Genomic DNA, 18,558 nt, shown 5'->3' with positions numbered 1-18,558 from the left:
GTAAATGTTTTATTTCAAAAAAGAAATATTAATGTTTTGTTTTTGTAACAATTCATTTTCAGAAGCTAAATCGTAAACAGTTTCGTCAAAATCTGTTTTTACATTTTTATCTGCACCTATACTTAATAAATAATTTATTATGGCAGTGTCATTAGCTTTCATAGCAGCAATTTGTAACGCAGTTAAACCTTGTTTATTTTTGGCATTTACATCTATTTTAAAACTAGCCAATCTTTTTAAAAGAGCCAAATTATTTCTTTCTACAGCAATGTGTAGTAATGTATTTCCTGCGTTTTGAGGTTTATTTACAACCAAACCATTTTTTTCTAACAATTTTAATTTTGCTTCAAAAGCGGTTGTATTTTTTGATTTAAAATTATTTATCAAATAGTAAGAAAGCGTATTTCCTTTTTTATCTACCGTGTTTATGTTTGCATTATTGGCCAATAAAAACTCAACTACATTTAATGTATTTTTGTTAACAGCCATTGCTAAAGCAGAACGTCCGTTTTCATCTTTTACATTAATATCTTTAATATATTTTAGTAAAAACTGCACTACTTCTAAAGTATTACTATTTGCTGCATTCATAAAAGGCGAATCACCACCTTTGTCTTGTAAATCTGCAGAAACTCCTTTTTTAATAAAATAAGTATAAGTTTCTAAATCTTTACTATTGTATGCGATAGCGTGTAAAGGGTTTCTACCTCTGTGATTTACAACATTTACAGCAGCACCTAATTTTTCTAAAGCCTTATAAGTTGCCAAGGTATTTTTTTGTCTACGTAAACCTTGACTTGCAAAAACCATTGCATTTTTACCAATAGAAACATTTTTTGCAAGCAACGTCTTTAAAAATGAAATATTTCCGCTTTTGGCAGCATATTCAAATAGTCCATTTCCATTAGAATCTTTATCATTTAAAGAAGCCCCATTTGATATAAACAAATCTATAAGTTCAAAATCTTTTACATAAGGCGCAATTAATAACAAAGCATTTGCACCATCGTGATTTTTCTCTTTGGAAATAGCAGCACCAATTTTAAAAGCATAGTTGTAAACTTCTTTATTTAATTGGCCAGTAGTAGCTGCAAAATTCAGAAATGTATTTCCGTTTGTATCTATTATATCTGTTTTTGCGCCTTTATTATAAACATATTTCATTATGTCTACATTGCCATTATAACCTGCCCAGAAAATATAGGTTCTTCCATCGTGTGTTTTTTTGTTAACCTCATTACCAGGTTTAGAAAGCAAGTACTTAATTGTTTTATTGTCTACATTTTCTAATATTGCATAAATTGTACCATCAAAAGCATTGCTGTTTAAAGCGGCAATATTATTCCCTTCAGCAATTTTTTTGTTTATGGTTTTTATACTTGGATTGGTTTTCCAAAAATCTCTTTTAAGGAAAATGTTATTTTCCTGAGAAAATAACATTTGCCCTAAAAGTATTGTACATAAAAATACTAACTTCTTCATCTAATTATTTTTTTACAAAAGCTTCAATAATTGCATTCATTTCTTTTTCTTCGGTAACTTCTTCAGCGAATAAATGCTTGTATAGTGGTTTGTTTTCTACTTTAGTTTCTAAAGTTAAGTTGGTGTTTCTGTTAAAAACATTTTCCCATTTACTTCTTACTTTTTGCCATTTGTCATTGTTCGCAAGCCACCAATCTTGTGCAGCCTTACATCTACTGTCAGCAACTTTTTTATAGGTATTGTAGCCTTTTTCATTGGCTAGAATTACATCTTCTTTACCAACTTCTCTAATAATTTTACTGTTGTCTTGATCGTGCACCCAACCAAAATCTGTAATTTCGTGTCTGTTACCTCTTAAGGTAATGTTATAATCGCTTCTTTTGGTGTATTCTCTTCTTGGTAAAGGTGCAGTAGTTGTATTTTCCCAATAACTCTTACCATCTGCGTGAACCCAAGAGCCAGAACCTTCATAACGCGGACTATCATCTACTTGATACACTTTTTGTGTCCACTGTTTTTTAACATCCTTTTTATCTTTTTGGGTAAAAGTCCAATTATTGTCGCCATTGTACACATAAAAATCGGTGTTTTCATACATCCAATCTTGTCTCCAATGTTTAACAATCATGGGTTTTGCAGGGTTACCTACTTGCAAAATATGCTGTATTGAAATTTTATTGTTACTATCTGTAACCAAACCAGCCCACTCTAAACCTTTACTTACCTTATTTTTAGACGGTCTATAAGTACTGTCTTTACTGTAATTAAACGTTTCTGCGAAATTAAAAGTAACTTCAAAACAGCCACACATTTCTTTAATTGCCTTTTTGTCTTTTGCCTTTTTACTTTGAGCATTAAATGAAACTGCAACAAAAAACAACAAACTTCCTAATACTAATTTTTTCATGTTATGAATTATTTTGGTTTAAAATTATTTTCTGCAAAAATATAAAATTTATTTAGAATAAATAAAAATAGGTTATATATTTGCAAAAAATTATTAAGAATGTTTCTAAATAGATTTTTAAAAATCTTTTTTTTATTGATAGCTTTCGCTAATTACGGTCAGAAAAAAACCAAAGATTCTGTAACCATAAATAAATTAGATGAAGTTATAATAACAGCAACAAGAACAATTAGGCAATTGTCTTCTTTACCTATGCCAGTTACGCTAATCTCTAAAAAGCAAATTCAGCAAGCAGGGTCTACTAGGCTTAGTAATATTTTATTAGAGCAAACAGGTGTTAATTTTGTAACCGATCAAAGTGGTTTTACTGGAGTGCAAATGCAAGGTTTATCTGCAGAATACACCATGATTTTAATTGATGGTGTTCCCTTAGTAGGCAGAAGTTCTGGAAATTTAGATTTGAACAGAATAACTGTAAATAATATCAAACAAATAGAAATTGTTAAAGGCCCTTCATCTTCTTTATATGGTTCAGAGGCTTTGGGTGGCGTTATTAATATCATCACAGAAAAGCCTAAAAGAAATACTTTAAAAGGAGATTTTGCAACTTTTGTTAGAGGAGGCGCACGAGATGAATTGGATTTAAATACCAATCTTGTTTACAGAAAAGAAAAGCTAGGGTTTGTTGCTGGTTTCAACTCAAATTCGAGTGGTGGTTTCGATTTAAGTCCAGAAACTCCCTTTGTAACTACAGAAGCTTATCAAAACTATACAAGTAGTTTGCAATTAACGTATACGTTTTCTGAAGCCTTAAAACTATTGGTTTCACAACGCTATTTTTATGAAGAACAAGGCGAATTTAACACCCAAAAAGACTGGAATTCTAATATAGAAGTAAATCATAAAATAAATGATACTTGGGAAATAGATTATACGTTTTACAACACAAGATTTACTGCGAATAGTCAAATTAATGGCAGTCCTTCCCTATTTGATCAAACCTTAATAAGACCAGAAATTAGAGCAATAGCTAAATTTAAAAATAGCACCCTAAATTTAGGTACAGGAATTAATTTTGATGCATTAGACAGAACTTTTTTTGACAAAAGAGAAACGTTTGAAGCAAAATATATTTTTGCACAATACGACTTTAGTCCTTTTGAAGAAATGAATACTGTTATTGGTGCAAGATTTGATAGCCATAACAAATACGAGTCTGCTTTTAGCCCCAAAATATCTACAAATTATCGCATAAACGATTGGTTATCTGCAAAAGCATCTGTTGGTTATGGCTTTAAAGCACCAGATTTTAGGCAATTATTTTTCAATTTTAATAACGCTACAGGTGGTTACCTTGTTTTAGGAACAAATACTTTACAAGAGTTGTATGGCAATGAACCTAATGTTCAATTACTAGTTAGAGATTTAAAACCAGAAAATTCTATTGGATACAATTTTGGCTTTGACGCTAAACCTGCAGACGGTTTAAAAATAAATGTGAATTTTTTTAGAAATAATATTAACGATCTAATTAATACAGTGGTTTTACCTGGTGGTCTTCCAGGCATAGGTACTGGCACTAATGTGTTTTATTATGAAAATAGAAATCGGGTATTTACGCAAGGTATAGAAACCGATTTTAATTATAAAATCTCTAAAAACTTACGATTTTTAGGAGGTTACCAGTATTTAGAAGCAAAAGATAATGAGGATCTTAACAAAATTGAGTCTGGCACTGTATTCTTTAGAAGATCACCAAATGCATCAGCAGAAATTTTAGAGAAATCAGATTATTTTGGCTTGCCTAATCGCTCTAAACATACTGCAAATGTAAAATTATTTTACAATAATCTAACACATGACTTTTCTGCAAATATTAGAGCTATTTATAGAAGTAAATACGCTTTGTTCGACACTAACAATAGCCAAAATATTATAGACAAATACGATGCTTTTGTAGCTGGAAACACGCAGATAAATATAGCTTTTGAAAAAACATTTTTCGAAATGATGAACATGCAATTAGGTGTTGATAACCTTTTAAATGAAAAAGGTTTAGAAAATCAATCTCTATTTCCTAACAATGATGCTGTATTGCTATTAGGGAGAAGTTTTTATGCACGATTACAATTTAATTTTTAATAAAAAACGAATAATAATAATCAATTTAATTAATTAGTCATGAGAAATCTAAAATCAATTTTAATAATAGCTTTTTTAAGCTTAACAGTAACTTCTTGTAACGAGAGTGAAGAAACTATGTTAACACCCGTAACTGCTAATAAAGTAGAAAATTTTGCGGCGCCACAAATAGGGAATACAGGAAGAGGAGCTGTTTCCGGAGAATTTTCAAAATTTAGTTTTAAAACGGGCACGCAAGTTACAGATGACAACTGGGATATTGCCTTTAGAGGTCTAACTATTTTAGTTAATGGAGGTGGTAAAGTGGGTATAGCCGATGAACCTGAGCGAACGGGAGAAGCAGGCCTTCTTTTAGTAAATGACACTTTTAGTAATGTAATAGATGTACCAGAAAATGCAATATTTAAACAAGATGCAACAGATAGCTATGCATTGCCTATTGGTAGTAATAATGGTTGGTATAGTTACGATTTTATTAATAATGTAATTAACCCAATTGCTGGCGTTATTTTAATTATTAAAACAAATGATGGCCATTATGCGAAAATGGAAATCTTAAACTATTACAAAAATAACGATTCTTCAAATCCTGAAAATGGCAGACATTATACTTTCAACTATATATACAACCCTAATGTTGGCGAAACAAGTTTTGAGTAACAGATAAAAACTAATACAATCTATAAAGTATCCTTAAGTATATCTTACAACTTAAAAGTGTTTTATAATAACTAGTATGTTATTTTATCTAAATAAAAAATTGACATTGGTTACCCAATGTCAATTTTCCAAATAACAAACAAACTTAACTAATCAACTCAGAAAATATGCTAAAAATTGAACGTTAAAAGGTTTAAACTACTGTCTAAAGTTTTATCTATTTCTGTTTTAAATAATTTGTTTATAGACTGATAAATATTATTCCCTAACTCTACAGCAGTATATTCACCTTTGTAAATTAATATATTTAACTTATCCTTTAAGTCGTAAGTTTTATAAAAAGCGTTATAGTTATCATCACTTACAACTTGGCTTAAAACCTCATTCTTTATAAACTTTTGGAGTAAAATTTTATGTATTAGATCCAAATTCACATCTACCGCTAAACTATTAGATGTTAAAAGTTGAATAATTTTTTTATCTGTTTTTACTATACTCTCCTTTTCTTTTACAAAAGATTGGTCAATTTCTTTATAAAAAGCAAATTTACCCTCAGAGTTGTTTATTGGTTTTAAATCTTGAATAAAAAAAAGTTCTTTATTTAAATCTTGTATTCCGTTTGTTTTAAATTGACCTTGTTCTATGCCAGATACAGAAATGTTTTTAACAAGAACCTCTGTATGTTGCGCAAAAGATAAATTAACAATTAAAAGCGCTGATAAAATTAATACACTTCTCATAACTAAAAGTTTTATATTCAAATATAATAGTATTACTTTTACCGTACTAAAGAAAATGATTGGTTTATACTATAAATGCATCAGCAACCTCTATATGAACTAAAAGAGTGTTTTACTTATTTTTAGCGTAGTTTCCTTTTTTATATTCTTGTGATGGTACACTATTTAAAATAAAAGGCACAGAAACTAATCCTTCTTTTGAAGATGCATATAACACAAAATGCAAATGTGGCTCAGAAGAAAAACCGGTATTCCCAGAGTAACCAATAAGTTGTCCCTTTTTAATAGAATCTCCCTTTTTTACCAACACACCATCTTGCTTAAAATGGGCATACTGCACAAACGTACCATCTTTATGCACTACTAATATTTTATTTGCTTTATCCATGTATTTTTTGGTGGTTCCGCCTTCATTAGAATCGCTTTTGGTTTGTATAACCAATCCATCTCTAACAGCACAAACTCCCTCGCCTACATTCATTTTAAAATCTATAGCGTATTTAGAGGTTATTTTTCTATGACTATAACTTCCATTATTTCCCTGTAAAACCTTGTAACGTTTGCCCTTTAAGAAGGGAAGACCATAGTTATACAAAGTATCATAAGGTTTTGCATAAGAACTACCATATTGTAATTTAAACCTGTAATTTTTATCAATAGCAATGGTATCTGTTTCAGATTCATGAAATTTTAAAATTGTAAATTCTTTCGGACTATTAAAGTCTACAAAGACAGTTTTATTTTTTTTTAAATCTTCTATTGTTAAAAAAGTAGGTGCTAATATTGAATTGTTTAGTATTACAAAAATAGAATCGTTAACCTGCTCAAAATTAATATAGTTAGGTCTTTTGTATTCTTTTTTGGTTACACAAGATGTAACGAGTAGACCAAATAAAATTATTCTAAAAAACATACTATCTCATAATTTTATTTGGAAAAACTACTACACTTTCGTGTCCATTTTGCCCAACAGCAGCTACTCCAAAGAAGAAATTATCAATTACAATACCCTCTAACGTAAACTCTGTATCTTCTACATATCTAGAATTGTCCCATGTTGGAGAAGTTGTATCTCTCCAATAAATTTTATAACCTTTGGCACCAGTCACATTACTCCATTTTAGTTTTGCTGAAGCTTCCACAATTCCGCCAATAGCAACTTCTTTTGGAGCTTCTGGCGCCCAGGCCAAACTTGCTAGGTTAATTGCATTTACAGCTGTTAATTTTTTTGCATATGGAAAATTAACATGCTCAAAGGTATCACCATACTTAATCCCATTTTCTGTTCTTATATCTTGGTGCTGTTGTGTGTAATTTTCATGAGCTTCCATTATTCTTACACCAGCAAAACCTAAATCGTTAAAAGGTCTGTGGTGCCCACCTCTTCCAAAACGATCTAATCTGTAAATCATCATTGGATTCATTTCTGGCATATAAATTTTTACATTTTTATAGATATATCTTGCCAATTGTCTTGAGATACCATCTACTTCACCTCCATAAAATCTGCGCAATCTGCGCTGTCTTTCTGTTTCGTTTGCGGGCACAGGCTCAGAAAATATTCTAAATGTTCTATTATCTATTACACCATCTACTCCTTTAATATTCCCAATCATATCATTATTAAGAATACCTATAATGTCCCATTTGTTATCTTTTGCATATTTAGCTAAACCTGCGCCGCCAAATAAACCTTGTTCTTCCCCAGATAAACCCACATAAATAATACTGCTTTCAAATTTATATTTGCTTAAGACTCTTGCAGCCTCAATAGTACCTGCCATACCAGATGCATTATCATTTGCTCCAGGTGCATCTGTAGTAAAATCCATAGTATCACTGGCTCTAGAATCTATATCACCACTCATTATAATGTACTTATTTGGGTATTTTGTTCCTTTTTGAATAGCAACTACATTTACAACATACGCATCATGTGGTACTCTTGAGCCCATATCTGTTGTTACCAAATCTTTTTGATAAAAGGTATTTAAGCAATTATTACAATCTGAAGAAATTTTATCGAATTCCGCTTTTATCCAACGTCTTGCTGCTCCAATTCCTCTTGTTTTAGAAATGGTATCAGAAAAGGTATTTCTTGTTCCGAAATCTGTTAACTTTTTTACGTCTTTTTTAATTCTATCAGCAGAAATTGCATTAATAATATCGTATAACTTAAGATCTGTTTGTGCAAACGATATGGTTGTAAATAAAATAAATACTAATGTAATTGTTTTCATAAATGTTTATTTATCCTGAAGCCCAATTTCTAAATTACACATTAATAGGAATGATCATAGTTTAGAAAAGACTTTTATTTATAATTCTTTCAAATATAATAAAAGAATAATTCAAAAGAAATAAGATACTAAAAAATAGAAGGTATGCCATTACAATTACTCTGTGTTATAATTGGTTCATTTTAAATGAAACAATTTATTAGTTCAAAAAACATATTTTTTTTTAAATCGATAGCAACACAACTATAAATGAAATTAAACACATCAATAAAAAAACCTATAGTATTAAATTACACTTTTTCACCTTAAATGCGATTTTTAATGAATAAAATTTAACAATTAATCCATTTTATCTCTTTTAACTCTAAAAAAAACACCAAAACACAAATTTAATACAATGTAAATTAATAAAATTTAACACGATTTAATGCGATATTATAAATATAAAGTTTTGATTTTGTCAGATACATAAAAATACCGAAAGTTATACTATTAATTTGGAACTTAAAGCTAATCTATTATAACTTTGTCACTCTGATAATTGATACTCATACTAGTAAAATATTAATTTCAGAGAGATTACAATAGTGAAAATAAAAAAAATCTAATAGCAATTTATTTTCAATATTTAATTAAAATAATATTTAAAGCAGTATTGCAAGCAAAGTGTTTCACCTTTTTAACTGTTTGTAATCTGTAGAGAATTAAAAAGGGGGAACAATTAATTTTAAACTTTTAAACAAAAATTATGACACTAAAAAAACTTTCAATTGGTTTTACATTTTTAATGCTATTTTCCTTTACGACAGCAAACGCACAAACAGACGACAAGTTAAGTATTGGACTTAGTCTTAATCAAGATGCATTTTTTGGATTCAACCCTATGATGACAGGTGCATATGAATTATCTGACACTAGCGCTTTCACTTTTTATGGTATCCAATGGGGAGGTGGTTCTGCTGGTGCTTCTTGGGGACAGTGGACAGAATTTGGTCTTGGTTACAATTTTACTGTAGGAGATTTTGACATTAATCCACAATTAGGTTTTACCATGGGTAGCTTGCTATCTAGTGGTGCACAAGGTCCTGGGGTTATTGGAGATGGTATTGTACCAAATTTAACTGTAAATCACGGATCAGACAAATTAGAAGGACAATTTTATATTGGATATTATGCAGCACTTGCTGATGAAACAACTGCAGGGCAAGCAACTAACAACTATGTGCACTACTGGGCAAATTTAGGTTATAAAGTAAGCCCATTCTTTTCTTTTGGTGCCCATATTGAGGAATTATTTTTATCTGGAGGTGATGTAAATGGTGGTGGTTCTTTAGATAGAGTAGATGGCTACTTCTGGGCTGGACCATATGTTCAATTCCAAAAGAATAATGCAGGTTTAAGATTCTCTTTTGGAGGGAATTTAGCAGATGAAGATGAAAGATTTGCAACTAACGATTTCTATAGATTAACGTTTTTTATTAGTTTGTAATTTATTTGTTCTTGAACTCAACATAGAAGATTATTACTAAAATTAGACTTTTAATTTTATTAGAAATTTTATAATCGCCACTAACTTGTTTAGTGGTGATTTTTTTTTATCCAATAAAAACATTGGTACTATTTTTACTATTACAAAAATTTATACACACCAATTACTAACCACCTGTAAGGTATTAGAATTACCAATAGTTGTATCAATTAAAATTGTGCCTTACAATTAGAAAAATTTTAATAGTAATTGTATTTTTATACTCTTTAAGAATGCAATACTAATTTTTCAATTTCAACAAATGAAAATAATTATTTCTCCGGCAAAATCTCTAGATTTCGAAACCAAAGTACCTACTGAAACATATACACAACCACGTTTTCTAGAACAATCTAGTGCATTAAACAAAAAACTTAGAACACTTTCCAAAAAGAAATTATCAGAATTAATGAAAATTTCTGATGATTTATCTGCTTTAAATTACGAAAGAAATCAATCTTGGGAAACACCATTTACAAAAGCAAATGCTAAACAAGCCATTTACTCTTTTACTGGCGCTGTTTTTCAAGGAATTGATGTAAACTCTTTATCTGAAGAAAAAATAGCGATTTTACAAGAAAAACTAAGAATATTGTCCGGCTTATATGGCTTATTGAAACCTCTTGATCTTATACAACCTTACCGTTTAGAAATGGGAACTCGTTTAAAAGTAGGCAAAACCGAAAACTTATATAAGTTTTGGAATACAGACTTAGCAGATTCTTTAAATGAAGAGTTAACAGATAATGAATTACTAGTAAATCTTGCGAGTACAGAATACTTTAAAGCATTACCTAAAAAGACTTTAAAAGTACCAATGATTACACCTGTTTTTAAAGACTTTAAAAATGGCGAATACAAAACCATTATGACCTATGCGAAAATGGCACGCGGTTATATGGTGCGTTATATTATAGAAAATAACGCAGAAACTATAGAAGATTTAAAAGGCTTTAATATAGAAAACTATCGTTTTTCTGAAGAATTATCTTCTGGAAACGATTTAGTATTTACGCGCTAATTTTTCATTTTATACATAACCCAAACATGCGGGAGTGTTACTGCAAATAATACTAGAAAAATAACAGAAATAAAATAACTCTTATCTACTAAAATATAGGTTAATACCAAACCTAAAATACTGAATAACCAAATTAAACCTGCAGATTTTAAATACTTTAATATATTTAATTTATTTGCCTCACCAGATAGATATTTGGTTTGATCTATTATAGAAGGTATACTATGCCATAGTACAAAGTAAATAGCAAAACCATACATTAAAGAACCACTTTTAAAGATTAAGTATAACAACACAATATAAAAGAGCTCTTTTACAAAATTTATATTTTTAGTACACTTGTTTACATATAAATAGAGCATAATTAATACTGTTAAGGTACTTGAACTAATTAGTGTAACTGTTATAACATTTTCTGTAAAAAAATTACCCGTTAAATCATTAACGATTTTATCTACACCTGCTAAGTTTTCTAAAAAAATAAGAGAAAATATTATTGTACCGTAAGCAATATAGAGTAACAATGCTAAAAAATAAGGCCCTTTAATTTTAGCTTCTAAATGCTGCTCTCCAAAATGATAAGCACTTAACACTATAAAAAGTATTAGCGACACAAATGGTGTTAACACAAAAAACACAACACATAAAATTATTAAAAGTGTATAATACAAAATAGACAAAACATATACTTTCTGTTTTATTGCTTTGCGTTTTAATATTAGCAAATCGTTAGAACCATGAATTATTCCTACACTTAACACTAAAAAATAAGCAATAGTATCTTCTATTAATTGGCCAAATTGTAAACCTAGCCAAAATAGAAAAAATGTAAAAAAAATCTTAAAGTTTTGATAATTAAGCATTTTGATAACCTATTTACTGTAAAAGTAAGAAAATTTTCTTTAATTTTGTTTAAGGTTTACTTAAAAGAGGTAGACAAAAAAGTATTTACTAATTCTAAATTATACTCTATGTTTTACATTACAAAATTTTTAGCAGTAGCAAAAATGGCAACAGACGATTACGTTGGTTTCACCTTTTTTGTAGGTTGTATGGCCATGATGGCCGCAGCAGCATTTTTCTTTTTATCAATGAACGGTTTTGATAAAAAATGGCGTACTTCAATACTTGTATCGGGTTTAATTACATTTATTGCAGCAGTACATTATTGGTATATGAGAGATTATTGGGCTTCCAATGCAGAATCACCTACATTTTTTAGATATGTAGATTGGGTTTTAACTGTACCATTAATGTGCGTTGAATTCTACTTAATTTTAAAAGTGGCAGGAGCCAAAAAATCATTAATGTGGAGAATGATCTTTTTCTCTATAATAATGTTAGTAACAGGTTACCTTGGTGAAGCAGTTGACAGAGATAATGCTTGGTTATGGGGTCTCTTCTCTGGAGCAGCCTACTTTGTAATTGTATATGATATTTGGCTAGGAAAGGCAAGAAAATTAGCAGAGGCTGCAGGAGGTTCTGTCTTATCTGCTCACAAGACATTATGTTGGTTTGTTTTAGTTGGATGGGCAATTTATCCTTTAGGTTATATGGCAGGAACACCTGGCTGGTATGACGCTATTGGAGGATGGGGATTGAATATGGACGTGATTTACAATATTGGAGACGCTATTAACAAAATAGGTTTCGGACTTGTAATTTATGGGTTAGCTGTAAGTCAATCTGACAAAACTCCTTTAAAAGTTTAAATACATACTAAAGATGCGAAAGTGATCTCACTTTCGCATCTTTTTATATTCTTATCATTTAAAAGACTTAGGTAAGGCTTATAAATTCCTAGGTGAACACGTTTAGCTACAAAACAATAGTTAATGATTATTAGTTTTTAAGATACCAAAACGGAATTTCTACAATATCTTTTAGCGACGTCTTTTTTGTTTTCTGATCTCTGTGAAGACTTTTTACGGTTAACAAATGCCTTCCTTCTTCTAAATTTTTTATTAATTGAATATGCTCGAAACCCAATTGTGTATTAGTTTCAGTTATTAAAAAATCTGATTTTATAGGTTTACCATCAATTTTTAGTTTGAAAATATTATTAACAGCACTTAAATAATTAGTTTGCAAGCTGTCTGCAATAGTATACTTAGACGTAAAAAAATTACTACCAAAACCTCTTACATCCTCTACCATTTTTAAATCTGGATACTGTTCAAAAACAACGTCTTCTATTTTACTTCTAAACGGAATAAATATATTTAAATACGGCTCTGAAACAATTTTACTTTGTATTGCTGCATTTTTTATAAACTGGTTTTTTTCTAAGCTTTTAAGGTAATTATTTTTATAACTGTAGTTTTTAGAGGAATACGATTTTACCAAAATAAAACTAGAACGCACATTATTTACAGTAGATAAATAAAATGCAGAAAGATAAACCGGAAATAATACAAGCAATAACCTACGCCCAAATTTATTGTCTAGAAAATTATAAACCAGTGCTCTATATAAAAACGATAGTGTTAAAACACTAAAAACTTTATATAAAGGAAAATACAAAAAAGAAATCCATTCCACTTTTTTTAAGTAACCTTGCGTTATAAAATCAATAAAAATAAGTAATGCTAAAAAGAAATAACCCAATGCGAAGAAACCTAATAACGTAAAACCTACTATTTCAGAAAAATAGCCGCTTTCTATAAAAAAAGCACCTACTAAAACCACTACACCCATTACCATAAAAAATGAAATGATGTAAAATAGATAAAGAAACGTTACTGCAAATAAAACACTACAGTAATTTTCTAAGGTTCCTATATACTTATCAAAAGAACCTACCTTCTTTTTTAAGTAATTTGTAAAACGTTTTTTGTATTTTAAAGCGTCATAATCTATATCATCAGAAACATATCTAAGGCCAATAGCACCAATCCATAAACCCCTTAAAATTACATGAATAATTAGGTTTACAATTAAAACCTTACAAGAAATACCAGCTACAACATAAAGGAATTTGGTATAACTTTCATTAGCCACAGCTGCTAATCTGTTATATTCTATGGGATCTAAAGCCTGAAACAAACCAAAAATTGCAAAACCAGAAATTAACAACTCTAATTGCCAGCTTTCTTGTTGTAGTTTCTCTAATAACTCTTGAAATTTTTTGTTGGTATAGTCGTTTTTCATAAATAAAAAGTTGAAACAATGTACAAACTTTATCACTCAGAAAAAAGACAATTTTACATAGATAATTCAGGTAAATTGTTTTTACCAAATTAGTATTATATAAAACAAACTTTTTCAACCTAGAAACCTCAAAACCCAAAAACTTTGAAACTTTGAAACTTTGAAACTTTATAACCTTATAACTTTATCACTTTTAAAACTAATTAAAAAAAATCAACAATCTGCCATTCCAACACTAATTGCTAAACCACCTTCTGAAGTTTCTTTGTAGTTTTCATGCATATCTTGCGCTGTTTTCCACATGGTATCTATTACCTTATCTAAAGGCACTTTTACTTCTTTAGGGTCTGTTTCTAAAGCAATTTCTGCAGCATTTATAGCCTTAATTGCTCCCATAGAATTGCGTTCTATACACGGTATTTGCACCAAACCTCCAATAGGATCGCAGGTTAAACCTAAATGATGTTCCATTGCAATTTCTGCTGCCACCAAACATTGTGCAGGTGAGCCACCTAACAACTCTGTTAAAGCTGCTGCTGCCATTGCTGAAGATACGCCAATTTCTGCCTGGCAACCACCCATTGCTGCAGAAATTGTAGCATTTTTCTTAAAAATACTGCCTATTTCTCCAGCTACCAATAAAAATCGTTTAATATGATTAAAATCTGCATCGTGATTCTCTATCACCAGATAATACATTAAAACAGCAGGAATTACACCTGCACTGCCATTTGTTGGTGCAGTAACTACTCTTCCTAAAGATGCATTTACTTCATTTACAGATAAAGCAAAGCAACTTACCCATTTTAAAATTTCTCTAAATTTTACTTCAGAGCTCCTTATTGCAGCAACCCACTCTTTAGGATCTGTATAATGTGCATCTTTTATTAGTTTTTCTTGAATACCAAAAGCACGCCTTTTCACATTCAAACCTCCAGGTAGTTTTCCTTCTGTATGGCAACCAATATACATGCACTCTAACATGGTTTCCCAAATTCTATTTAATTCAAAATCTATTTCTTTCGCGGTTCTCAACTCTAACTCGTTCATTAAAACAATATCAGAAATGCGCAAATCATGTTTATCACAATACTTTTCTAGTTCTACTGCCCTATTTATTGGAAAAGGAAAATTTTTAGTATTAATCTCAATTTCTTCTTCTAAATGATTTTTTTCTTGAACAATAAAACCCCCACCTATAGAAAAATAGGTATCCGCAGTAACTTCTTCACCTTTTAAAAAACCCCTAAACGTAACAGCATTTGCATGAAAAGGTAAAAACTCTCTATTAAAAACAATAGAATCTTTAAAAAAAGGAATTGTTTTACCACCTTTAAATAAAATTTCTTCTTGTGTATTTATTCGTTCTACGATAATTAAAATATCTTCAATGGGTATATATTCTGGATCTGCTTCACTTAAACCCAATAATATAGCCAAGTCTGTAGCATGACCTTTTCCTGTTAAAGATAAAGAACCGTATAAATCTACTTTTATAGCATCAATTTTATCAAATAAAGCAGTATTTTTTAGTTTAGACACCCATTGCTTCGCAGCCCTCCAAGGACCCAAAGTATGCGAACTAGATGGCCCAACCCCTATTTTGAGCATATCAAAAACACTAATAAATTGTGACATCCGTAAAAAATTTAACCATATATATGTAAAAATAAAAAAATTCAACCTAAATAAGTTGAATTTTTAAATAAATAATAAAATAATTTAGATTTCTAGAAACCGTAAACCGCTTCTTTATCAAATTTTTTCATAAGCATATAGTATACTACTGCTCTATATTTTTTTCTTTCAGACTTACCAATTCTTTCAATTACCTCCTCAATTGCCTCATCCAACTCTGCACTATCTGCTAAACCTAGCTTTTTGATTAGAAAGTTATTCTTTACAGTTGCTAATTCCTTAGCATCAGAACCAGAAACAGTTTCTGCATCTGCTTTGTAAATAGATGGCCCTAAACCTTTTGTTACTGCCGCCAATAATTCTGTGTTAGAACGTAAATTTCTATCGTCCATAAACTGCTTGTATAAAGCTACTTTTTCGTCAAATTTGCTCATTGTTATTTAATTTAGTTATATAATTTATTCTTTGGTGAATTAAGGATTATCCAAATATAGGGAATTATTTTAGCTTTTCAAACAAGGATATTTCTCAAGTATTAGACACCATAATATGTCACGATGTCACATTTTTATCAAAAGAAAAACAAAAAAACTGACATTTTCTTAGTAAAAAACTGTTGGCATACACTTTGCCTAAGGTAAAGCGTAAAATTGAATTAAAAATATTATTAAAATAAATATTATGAGTAAAATAATTGGAATCGATTTAGGTACAACTAACTCTTGTGTTTCTGTAATGGAAGGTAATGAGCCAGTAGTAATACCTAATGCAGAAGGAAAAAGAACTACACCATCTATAGTAGCATTTGTAGAAGGTGGCGAACGTAAAATTGGTGATCCTGCAAAAAGACAAGCAGTAACTAACCCTACTAAAACAGTTTATTCTATTAAACGTTTTATGGGAAATAAATTCTCAGATTCTTCTCAAGAAGTAAAAAGAGTACCTTACAAAGTAGTTAAAGGAGATAATGATACGCCTAGAGTAGATATTGATGGTCGTTTATACACACCACAAGAAATATCTGCTATGATATTACAAAAAATGAAAAAAACGGCTGAAGACTATTTAGGAACAGACGTTACAGGAGCAGTAGTTACTGTACCTGCATACTTTAACGATGCGCAAAGACAAGCTACAAAAGAAGCTGGTGAAATTGCTGGTTTAAAAGTAGAAAGAATCATTAACGAGCCAACTGCCGCAGCTTTAGCTTATGGTTTAGACAAAGCTAATGACGATAAAAAAATTGTTGTTTTTGACTTTGGTGGTGGTACACATGATGTTTCTATCTTAGAATTAGGTGATGGTGTTTTTGAGGTATTAGCAACAGACGGTGATACACATTTAGGTGGAGATGATGTTGATGAAAAAATTATCAATTGGTTAGCAGAAGAGTTTAAAGCTGATGAAAATATGGATTTAAGAGAAGATCCTATGGCTTTACAACGTTTAAAGGAAGCTGCAGAAAAAGCGAAGATAGAATTGTCTTCTTCTTCTTCTACAGAAATTAACTTACCTTATGTAACAGCTACCGCTAGTGGCCCAAAGCACTTGGTAAGAACTTTATCTCGTTCTAAATTTGAGCAATTAATAGACGATTTAGTTAAGAGAACAATAGAGCCTTGCCAAAAAGCATTAAAAAATGCAGATTTATCAACTTCAGAAATTGATGAGATTATTTTAGTTGGTGGTTCTACAAGAATACCTGCAATACAAGAAGCAGTAGAAAAATTCTTTGGTAAAGCGCCAAGTAAAGGTGTAAACCCAGATGAAGTTGTTTCTTTAGGTGCTGCAATACAAGGTGGTGTATTAACTGGAGATGTAAAAGATGTATTATTATTAGATGTTACACCTTTATCTTTAGGAATAGAAACTATGGGGAATGTTTTCACTAAATTAATTGATGCAAACACTACAATTCCTACAAAGAAATCTCAAGTATTTTCTACTGCTGTAGACAATCAACCTTCTGTAGACATTCATGTTTTACAAGGTGAAAGAGCAATGGCTGCAGACAACAATACAATTGGTCGTTTTCAGTTAACAGACATTCCACCAGCACAAAGAGGTGTACCACAAATTGAGGTAACTTTTGATATTGATGCAAACGGAATTATTAAAGTATCTGCTGCAGATAAAGCTACAGGAAAATCTCAAGACATTAGAATTGAAGCTTCTTCTGGTTTATCTGAAGAAGAAATTGAGAAAATGAAGCAAGAAGCAGAAGCAAATGCTGATGCTGATAAAGCTGCTAAAGAAACTGCAGAAAAAGTAAATGGGGCAGATTCTATGATTTTCCAAACAGAAAAGCAATTAAAAGAATTTGGCGATAAGTTATCTGCTGATAAAAAAGAGCCTATTGAAGCTGCTTTAGTTGAATTAAAAGCTGCACATGGGTCTAAAGATTTAGCTCAAATTGATGCTGCAATGGAAAAGATTAACGAAGCTTGGAAAGCAGCTAGCGAAGAAATGTACGCTGCAGAACAAGCTGCTGGAGGTGCTAACCCAGGTGCAGAAGCACAAGGGCAACCAGAAGGTAGTGCAGATCAAGGAGATAATGTAGAAGATGTAGATTTTGAAGAAGTAAAGTAAGCAGAGAACTAAAATTTCAATAGAAATTTTGTGTGAATCGCTTATACCTGTGAAAACAGGTATCTTTTATAGCAGTCCTTCTGAAATATTACACCGCGATTATTAAAGTGTAATTTCAGAGTCTATATATACCCAAAACGCAATCATTAATTTGATTGCGTTTTTTTATTCATAAAAAGAAGAAGAACAAAATCAATTTAATGCTTTTATCAAATAGCTTTCTTATTTTTGATAAAAATAAGACCCACTGAAAACCTACAACCAAACCAACTTCTTTAAACATACTTTTTGTGAATTTATACAAGTTGATGATTTCAATTTACTAGAAAACACAACTTATAAAAGTAAATCTGAAAGTGAATATTTCTACACCAAAGAAGGTGTTTACAGAAAATCGAATCATTGGGGCAGAGTTGCCAACTGCCGTTGGAAATTAGTTGCCAATGAACATTATAAAAACC

At 30.4% G+C, this 18,558-nt stretch carries 15 protein-coding genes; 6 read left to right on the top strand and 9 right to left on the bottom strand.

Going from position 1 to position 18,558, the window contains the following annotated elements:
* Positions 1 to 9 precede the first annotated feature (9 nt).
* Positions 10 to 1,482: an ankyrin repeat domain-containing protein gene (locus Q0684_RS01705; protein WP_299012296.1), complete on the bottom strand. Its 1,473-nt coding sequence runs from the start codon at positions 1,480 to 1,482 to the stop codon at positions 10 to 12.
* Positions 1,483 to 1,486: 4 nt separating this feature from the next.
* Positions 1,487 to 2,389 (bottom strand): DUF6607 family protein, encoded by a 903-nt coding sequence (locus Q0684_RS01700; protein WP_299012295.1) that lies wholly within the window; start codon positions 2,387 to 2,389, stop codon positions 1,487 to 1,489.
* Between the two features lie 135 nt (positions 2,390 to 2,524).
* Here Q0684_RS01700 and Q0684_RS01695 point away from each other — a divergent pair, with 135 nt between their 5' ends.
* Together Q0684_RS01695 and Q0684_RS01690 are read left to right on the top strand one after the other, a co-directional pair.
* A complete protein-coding gene (locus Q0684_RS01695; RefSeq protein WP_299012294.1) occupies positions 2,525 to 4,531 on the top strand; it encodes a TonB-dependent receptor in 2,007 nt (668 codons plus the stop codon).
* Positions 4,532 to 4,570: 39 nt separating this feature from the next.
* Positions 4,571 to 5,191 carry an HmuY family protein gene (locus Q0684_RS01690; RefSeq protein WP_299012293.1) on the top strand — a complete coding sequence of 207 codons (621 nt, stop codon included), beginning with the start codon at positions 4,571 to 4,573 and terminating at the stop codon, positions 5,189 to 5,191.
* 170 nt (positions 5,192 to 5,361) lie between these two features.
* Here Q0684_RS01690 and Q0684_RS01685 read toward each other — a convergent pair whose 3' ends face one another.
* From Q0684_RS01685 to Q0684_RS01675, 3 genes are all read right to left on the bottom strand, one after another.
* Positions 5,362 to 5,931 carry a hypothetical protein gene (locus Q0684_RS01685; protein ID WP_299012292.1) on the bottom strand — a complete coding sequence of 190 codons (570 nt, stop codon included), beginning with the start codon at positions 5,929 to 5,931 and terminating at the stop codon, positions 5,362 to 5,364.
* A gap of 112 nt (positions 5,932 to 6,043) precedes the next feature.
* On the bottom strand, positions 6,044 to 6,844 hold the full coding sequence (locus Q0684_RS01680; RefSeq protein ID WP_299012291.1) for a M23 family metallopeptidase: 801 nt from the start codon (positions 6,842 to 6,844) through the stop codon (positions 6,044 to 6,046).
* Position 6,845: 1 nt separating this feature from the next.
* A complete protein-coding gene (locus Q0684_RS01675) occupies positions 6,846 to 8,171 on the bottom strand; it encodes a M28 family metallopeptidase (protein ID WP_299012290.1) in 1,326 nt (441 codons plus the stop codon).
* 748 nt (positions 8,172 to 8,919) lie between these two features.
* Here Q0684_RS01675 and Q0684_RS01670 point away from each other — a divergent pair.
* Positions 8,920 to 9,660 (top strand): DUF6733 family protein, encoded by a 741-nt coding sequence (locus tag Q0684_RS01670; RefSeq protein WP_299012289.1) that lies wholly within the window; start codon positions 8,920 to 8,922, stop codon positions 9,658 to 9,660.
* 301 nt (positions 9,661 to 9,961) lie between these two features.
* A complete protein-coding gene (gene yaaA / locus Q0684_RS01665) occupies positions 9,962 to 10,720 on the top strand; it encodes a peroxide stress protein YaaA (protein WP_299012288.1) in 759 nt (252 codons plus the stop codon).
* On the opposite strand, the gene Q0684_RS01660 is transcribed toward yaaA, so the two are convergent.
* Positions 10,717 to 11,583, bottom strand: a complete 867-nt coding sequence (locus tag Q0684_RS01660; protein WP_299012287.1) for a Brp/Blh family beta-carotene 15,15'-dioxygenase — start codon at positions 11,581 to 11,583, stop codon at positions 10,717 to 10,719. The genes yaaA and Q0684_RS01660 overlap by 4 nt on opposite strands.
* Before the next feature lie 108 nt (positions 11,584 to 11,691).
* Here Q0684_RS01660 and Q0684_RS01655 point away from each other — a divergent pair, with 108 nt between their 5' ends.
* Complete coding sequence (locus tag Q0684_RS01655; RefSeq protein ID WP_299012286.1) at positions 11,692 to 12,432, top strand: bacteriorhodopsin; 741 nt, start codon at positions 11,692 to 11,694, stop codon at positions 12,430 to 12,432.
* 130 nt (positions 12,433 to 12,562) lie between these two features.
* Here the strand turns inward: Q0684_RS01655 and Q0684_RS01650 are convergent, their stop codons facing one another.
* From Q0684_RS01650 to Q0684_RS01640, 3 genes are all read right to left on the bottom strand, one after another.
* Entirely contained in the window at positions 12,563 to 13,870 is a 1,308-nt protein-coding gene (locus tag Q0684_RS01650; protein WP_299012285.1) for a hypothetical protein, read from the bottom strand.
* A gap of 213 nt (positions 13,871 to 14,083) precedes the next feature.
* Positions 14,084 to 15,508: an L-serine ammonia-lyase gene (locus Q0684_RS01645; RefSeq protein WP_299012284.1), complete on the bottom strand. Its 1,425-nt coding sequence runs from the start codon at positions 15,506 to 15,508 to the stop codon at positions 14,084 to 14,086.
* Between the two features lie 92 nt (positions 15,509 to 15,600).
* Positions 15,601 to 15,942: a DUF2853 family protein gene (locus Q0684_RS01640; RefSeq protein WP_299012283.1), complete on the bottom strand. Its 342-nt coding sequence runs from the start codon at positions 15,940 to 15,942 to the stop codon at positions 15,601 to 15,603.
* Positions 15,943 to 16,189: 247 nt separating this feature from the next.
* Between Q0684_RS01640 and dnaK the strand changes: the two genes are divergently transcribed.
* Positions 16,190 to 18,097 (top strand): molecular chaperone DnaK, encoded by a 1,908-nt coding sequence (gene dnaK / locus Q0684_RS01635; protein ID WP_299012282.1) that lies wholly within the window; start codon positions 16,190 to 16,192, stop codon positions 18,095 to 18,097.
* Positions 18,098 to 18,558 lie beyond the last annotated feature (461 nt).

The organism is uncultured Polaribacter sp., assembly GCF_947503875.1.
Classification (GTDB): domain Bacteria; phylum Bacteroidota; class Bacteroidia; order Flavobacteriales; family Flavobacteriaceae; genus Polaribacter.
The sequence above is the reverse complement of the archived record's forward strand: the minus strand, read 5'-3'. Positions and strand labels throughout refer to the sequence as shown.

Coding starts and splice junctions, on each gene's coding strand:
- Q0684_RS01655 (WP_299012286.1), top strand. CDS start 11,692: ATGTTTTACATTACAAAATTTTTAGCAGTAGCAAAAATGGCAACAGAC.
- dnaK (WP_299012282.1), top strand. CDS start 16,190: ATGAGTAAAATAATTGGAATCGATTTAGGTACAACTAACTCTTGTGTT.
- Q0684_RS01700 (WP_299012295.1), bottom strand. CDS start 2,389: ATGAAAAAATTAGTATTAGGAAGTTTGTTGTTTTTTGTTGCAGTTTCA.
- Q0684_RS01670 (WP_299012289.1), top strand. CDS start 8,920: ATGACACTAAAAAAACTTTCAATTGGTTTTACATTTTTAATGCTATTT.
- Q0684_RS01685 (WP_299012292.1), bottom strand. CDS start 5,931: ATGAGAAGTGTATTAATTTTATCAGCGCTTTTAATTGTTAATTTATCT.
- Q0684_RS01680 (WP_299012291.1), bottom strand. CDS start 6,844: ATGTTTTTTAGAATAATTTTATTTGGTCTACTCGTTACATCTTGTGTA.
- Q0684_RS01690 (WP_299012293.1), top strand. CDS start 4,571: ATGAGAAATCTAAAATCAATTTTAATAATAGCTTTTTTAAGCTTAACA.
- Q0684_RS01640 (WP_299012283.1), bottom strand. CDS start 15,942: ATGAGCAAATTTGACGAAAAAGTAGCTTTATACAAGCAGTTTATGGAC.
- yaaA (WP_299012288.1), top strand. CDS start 9,962: ATGAAAATAATTATTTCTCCGGCAAAATCTCTAGATTTCGAAACCAAA.
- Q0684_RS01675 (WP_299012290.1), bottom strand. CDS start 8,171: ATGAAAACAATTACATTAGTATTTATTTTATTTACAACCATATCGTTT.
- Q0684_RS01660 (WP_299012287.1), bottom strand. CDS start 11,583: ATGCTTAATTATCAAAACTTTAAGATTTTTTTTACATTTTTTCTATTT.
- Q0684_RS01650 (WP_299012285.1), bottom strand. CDS start 13,870: ATGAAAAACGACTATACCAACAAAAAATTTCAAGAGTTATTAGAGAAA.
- Q0684_RS01705 (WP_299012296.1), bottom strand. CDS start 1,482: ATGAAGAAGTTAGTATTTTTATGTACAATACTTTTAGGGCAAATGTTA.
- Q0684_RS01645 (WP_299012284.1), bottom strand. CDS start 15,508: ATGTCACAATTTATTAGTGTTTTTGATATGCTCAAAATAGGGGTTGGG.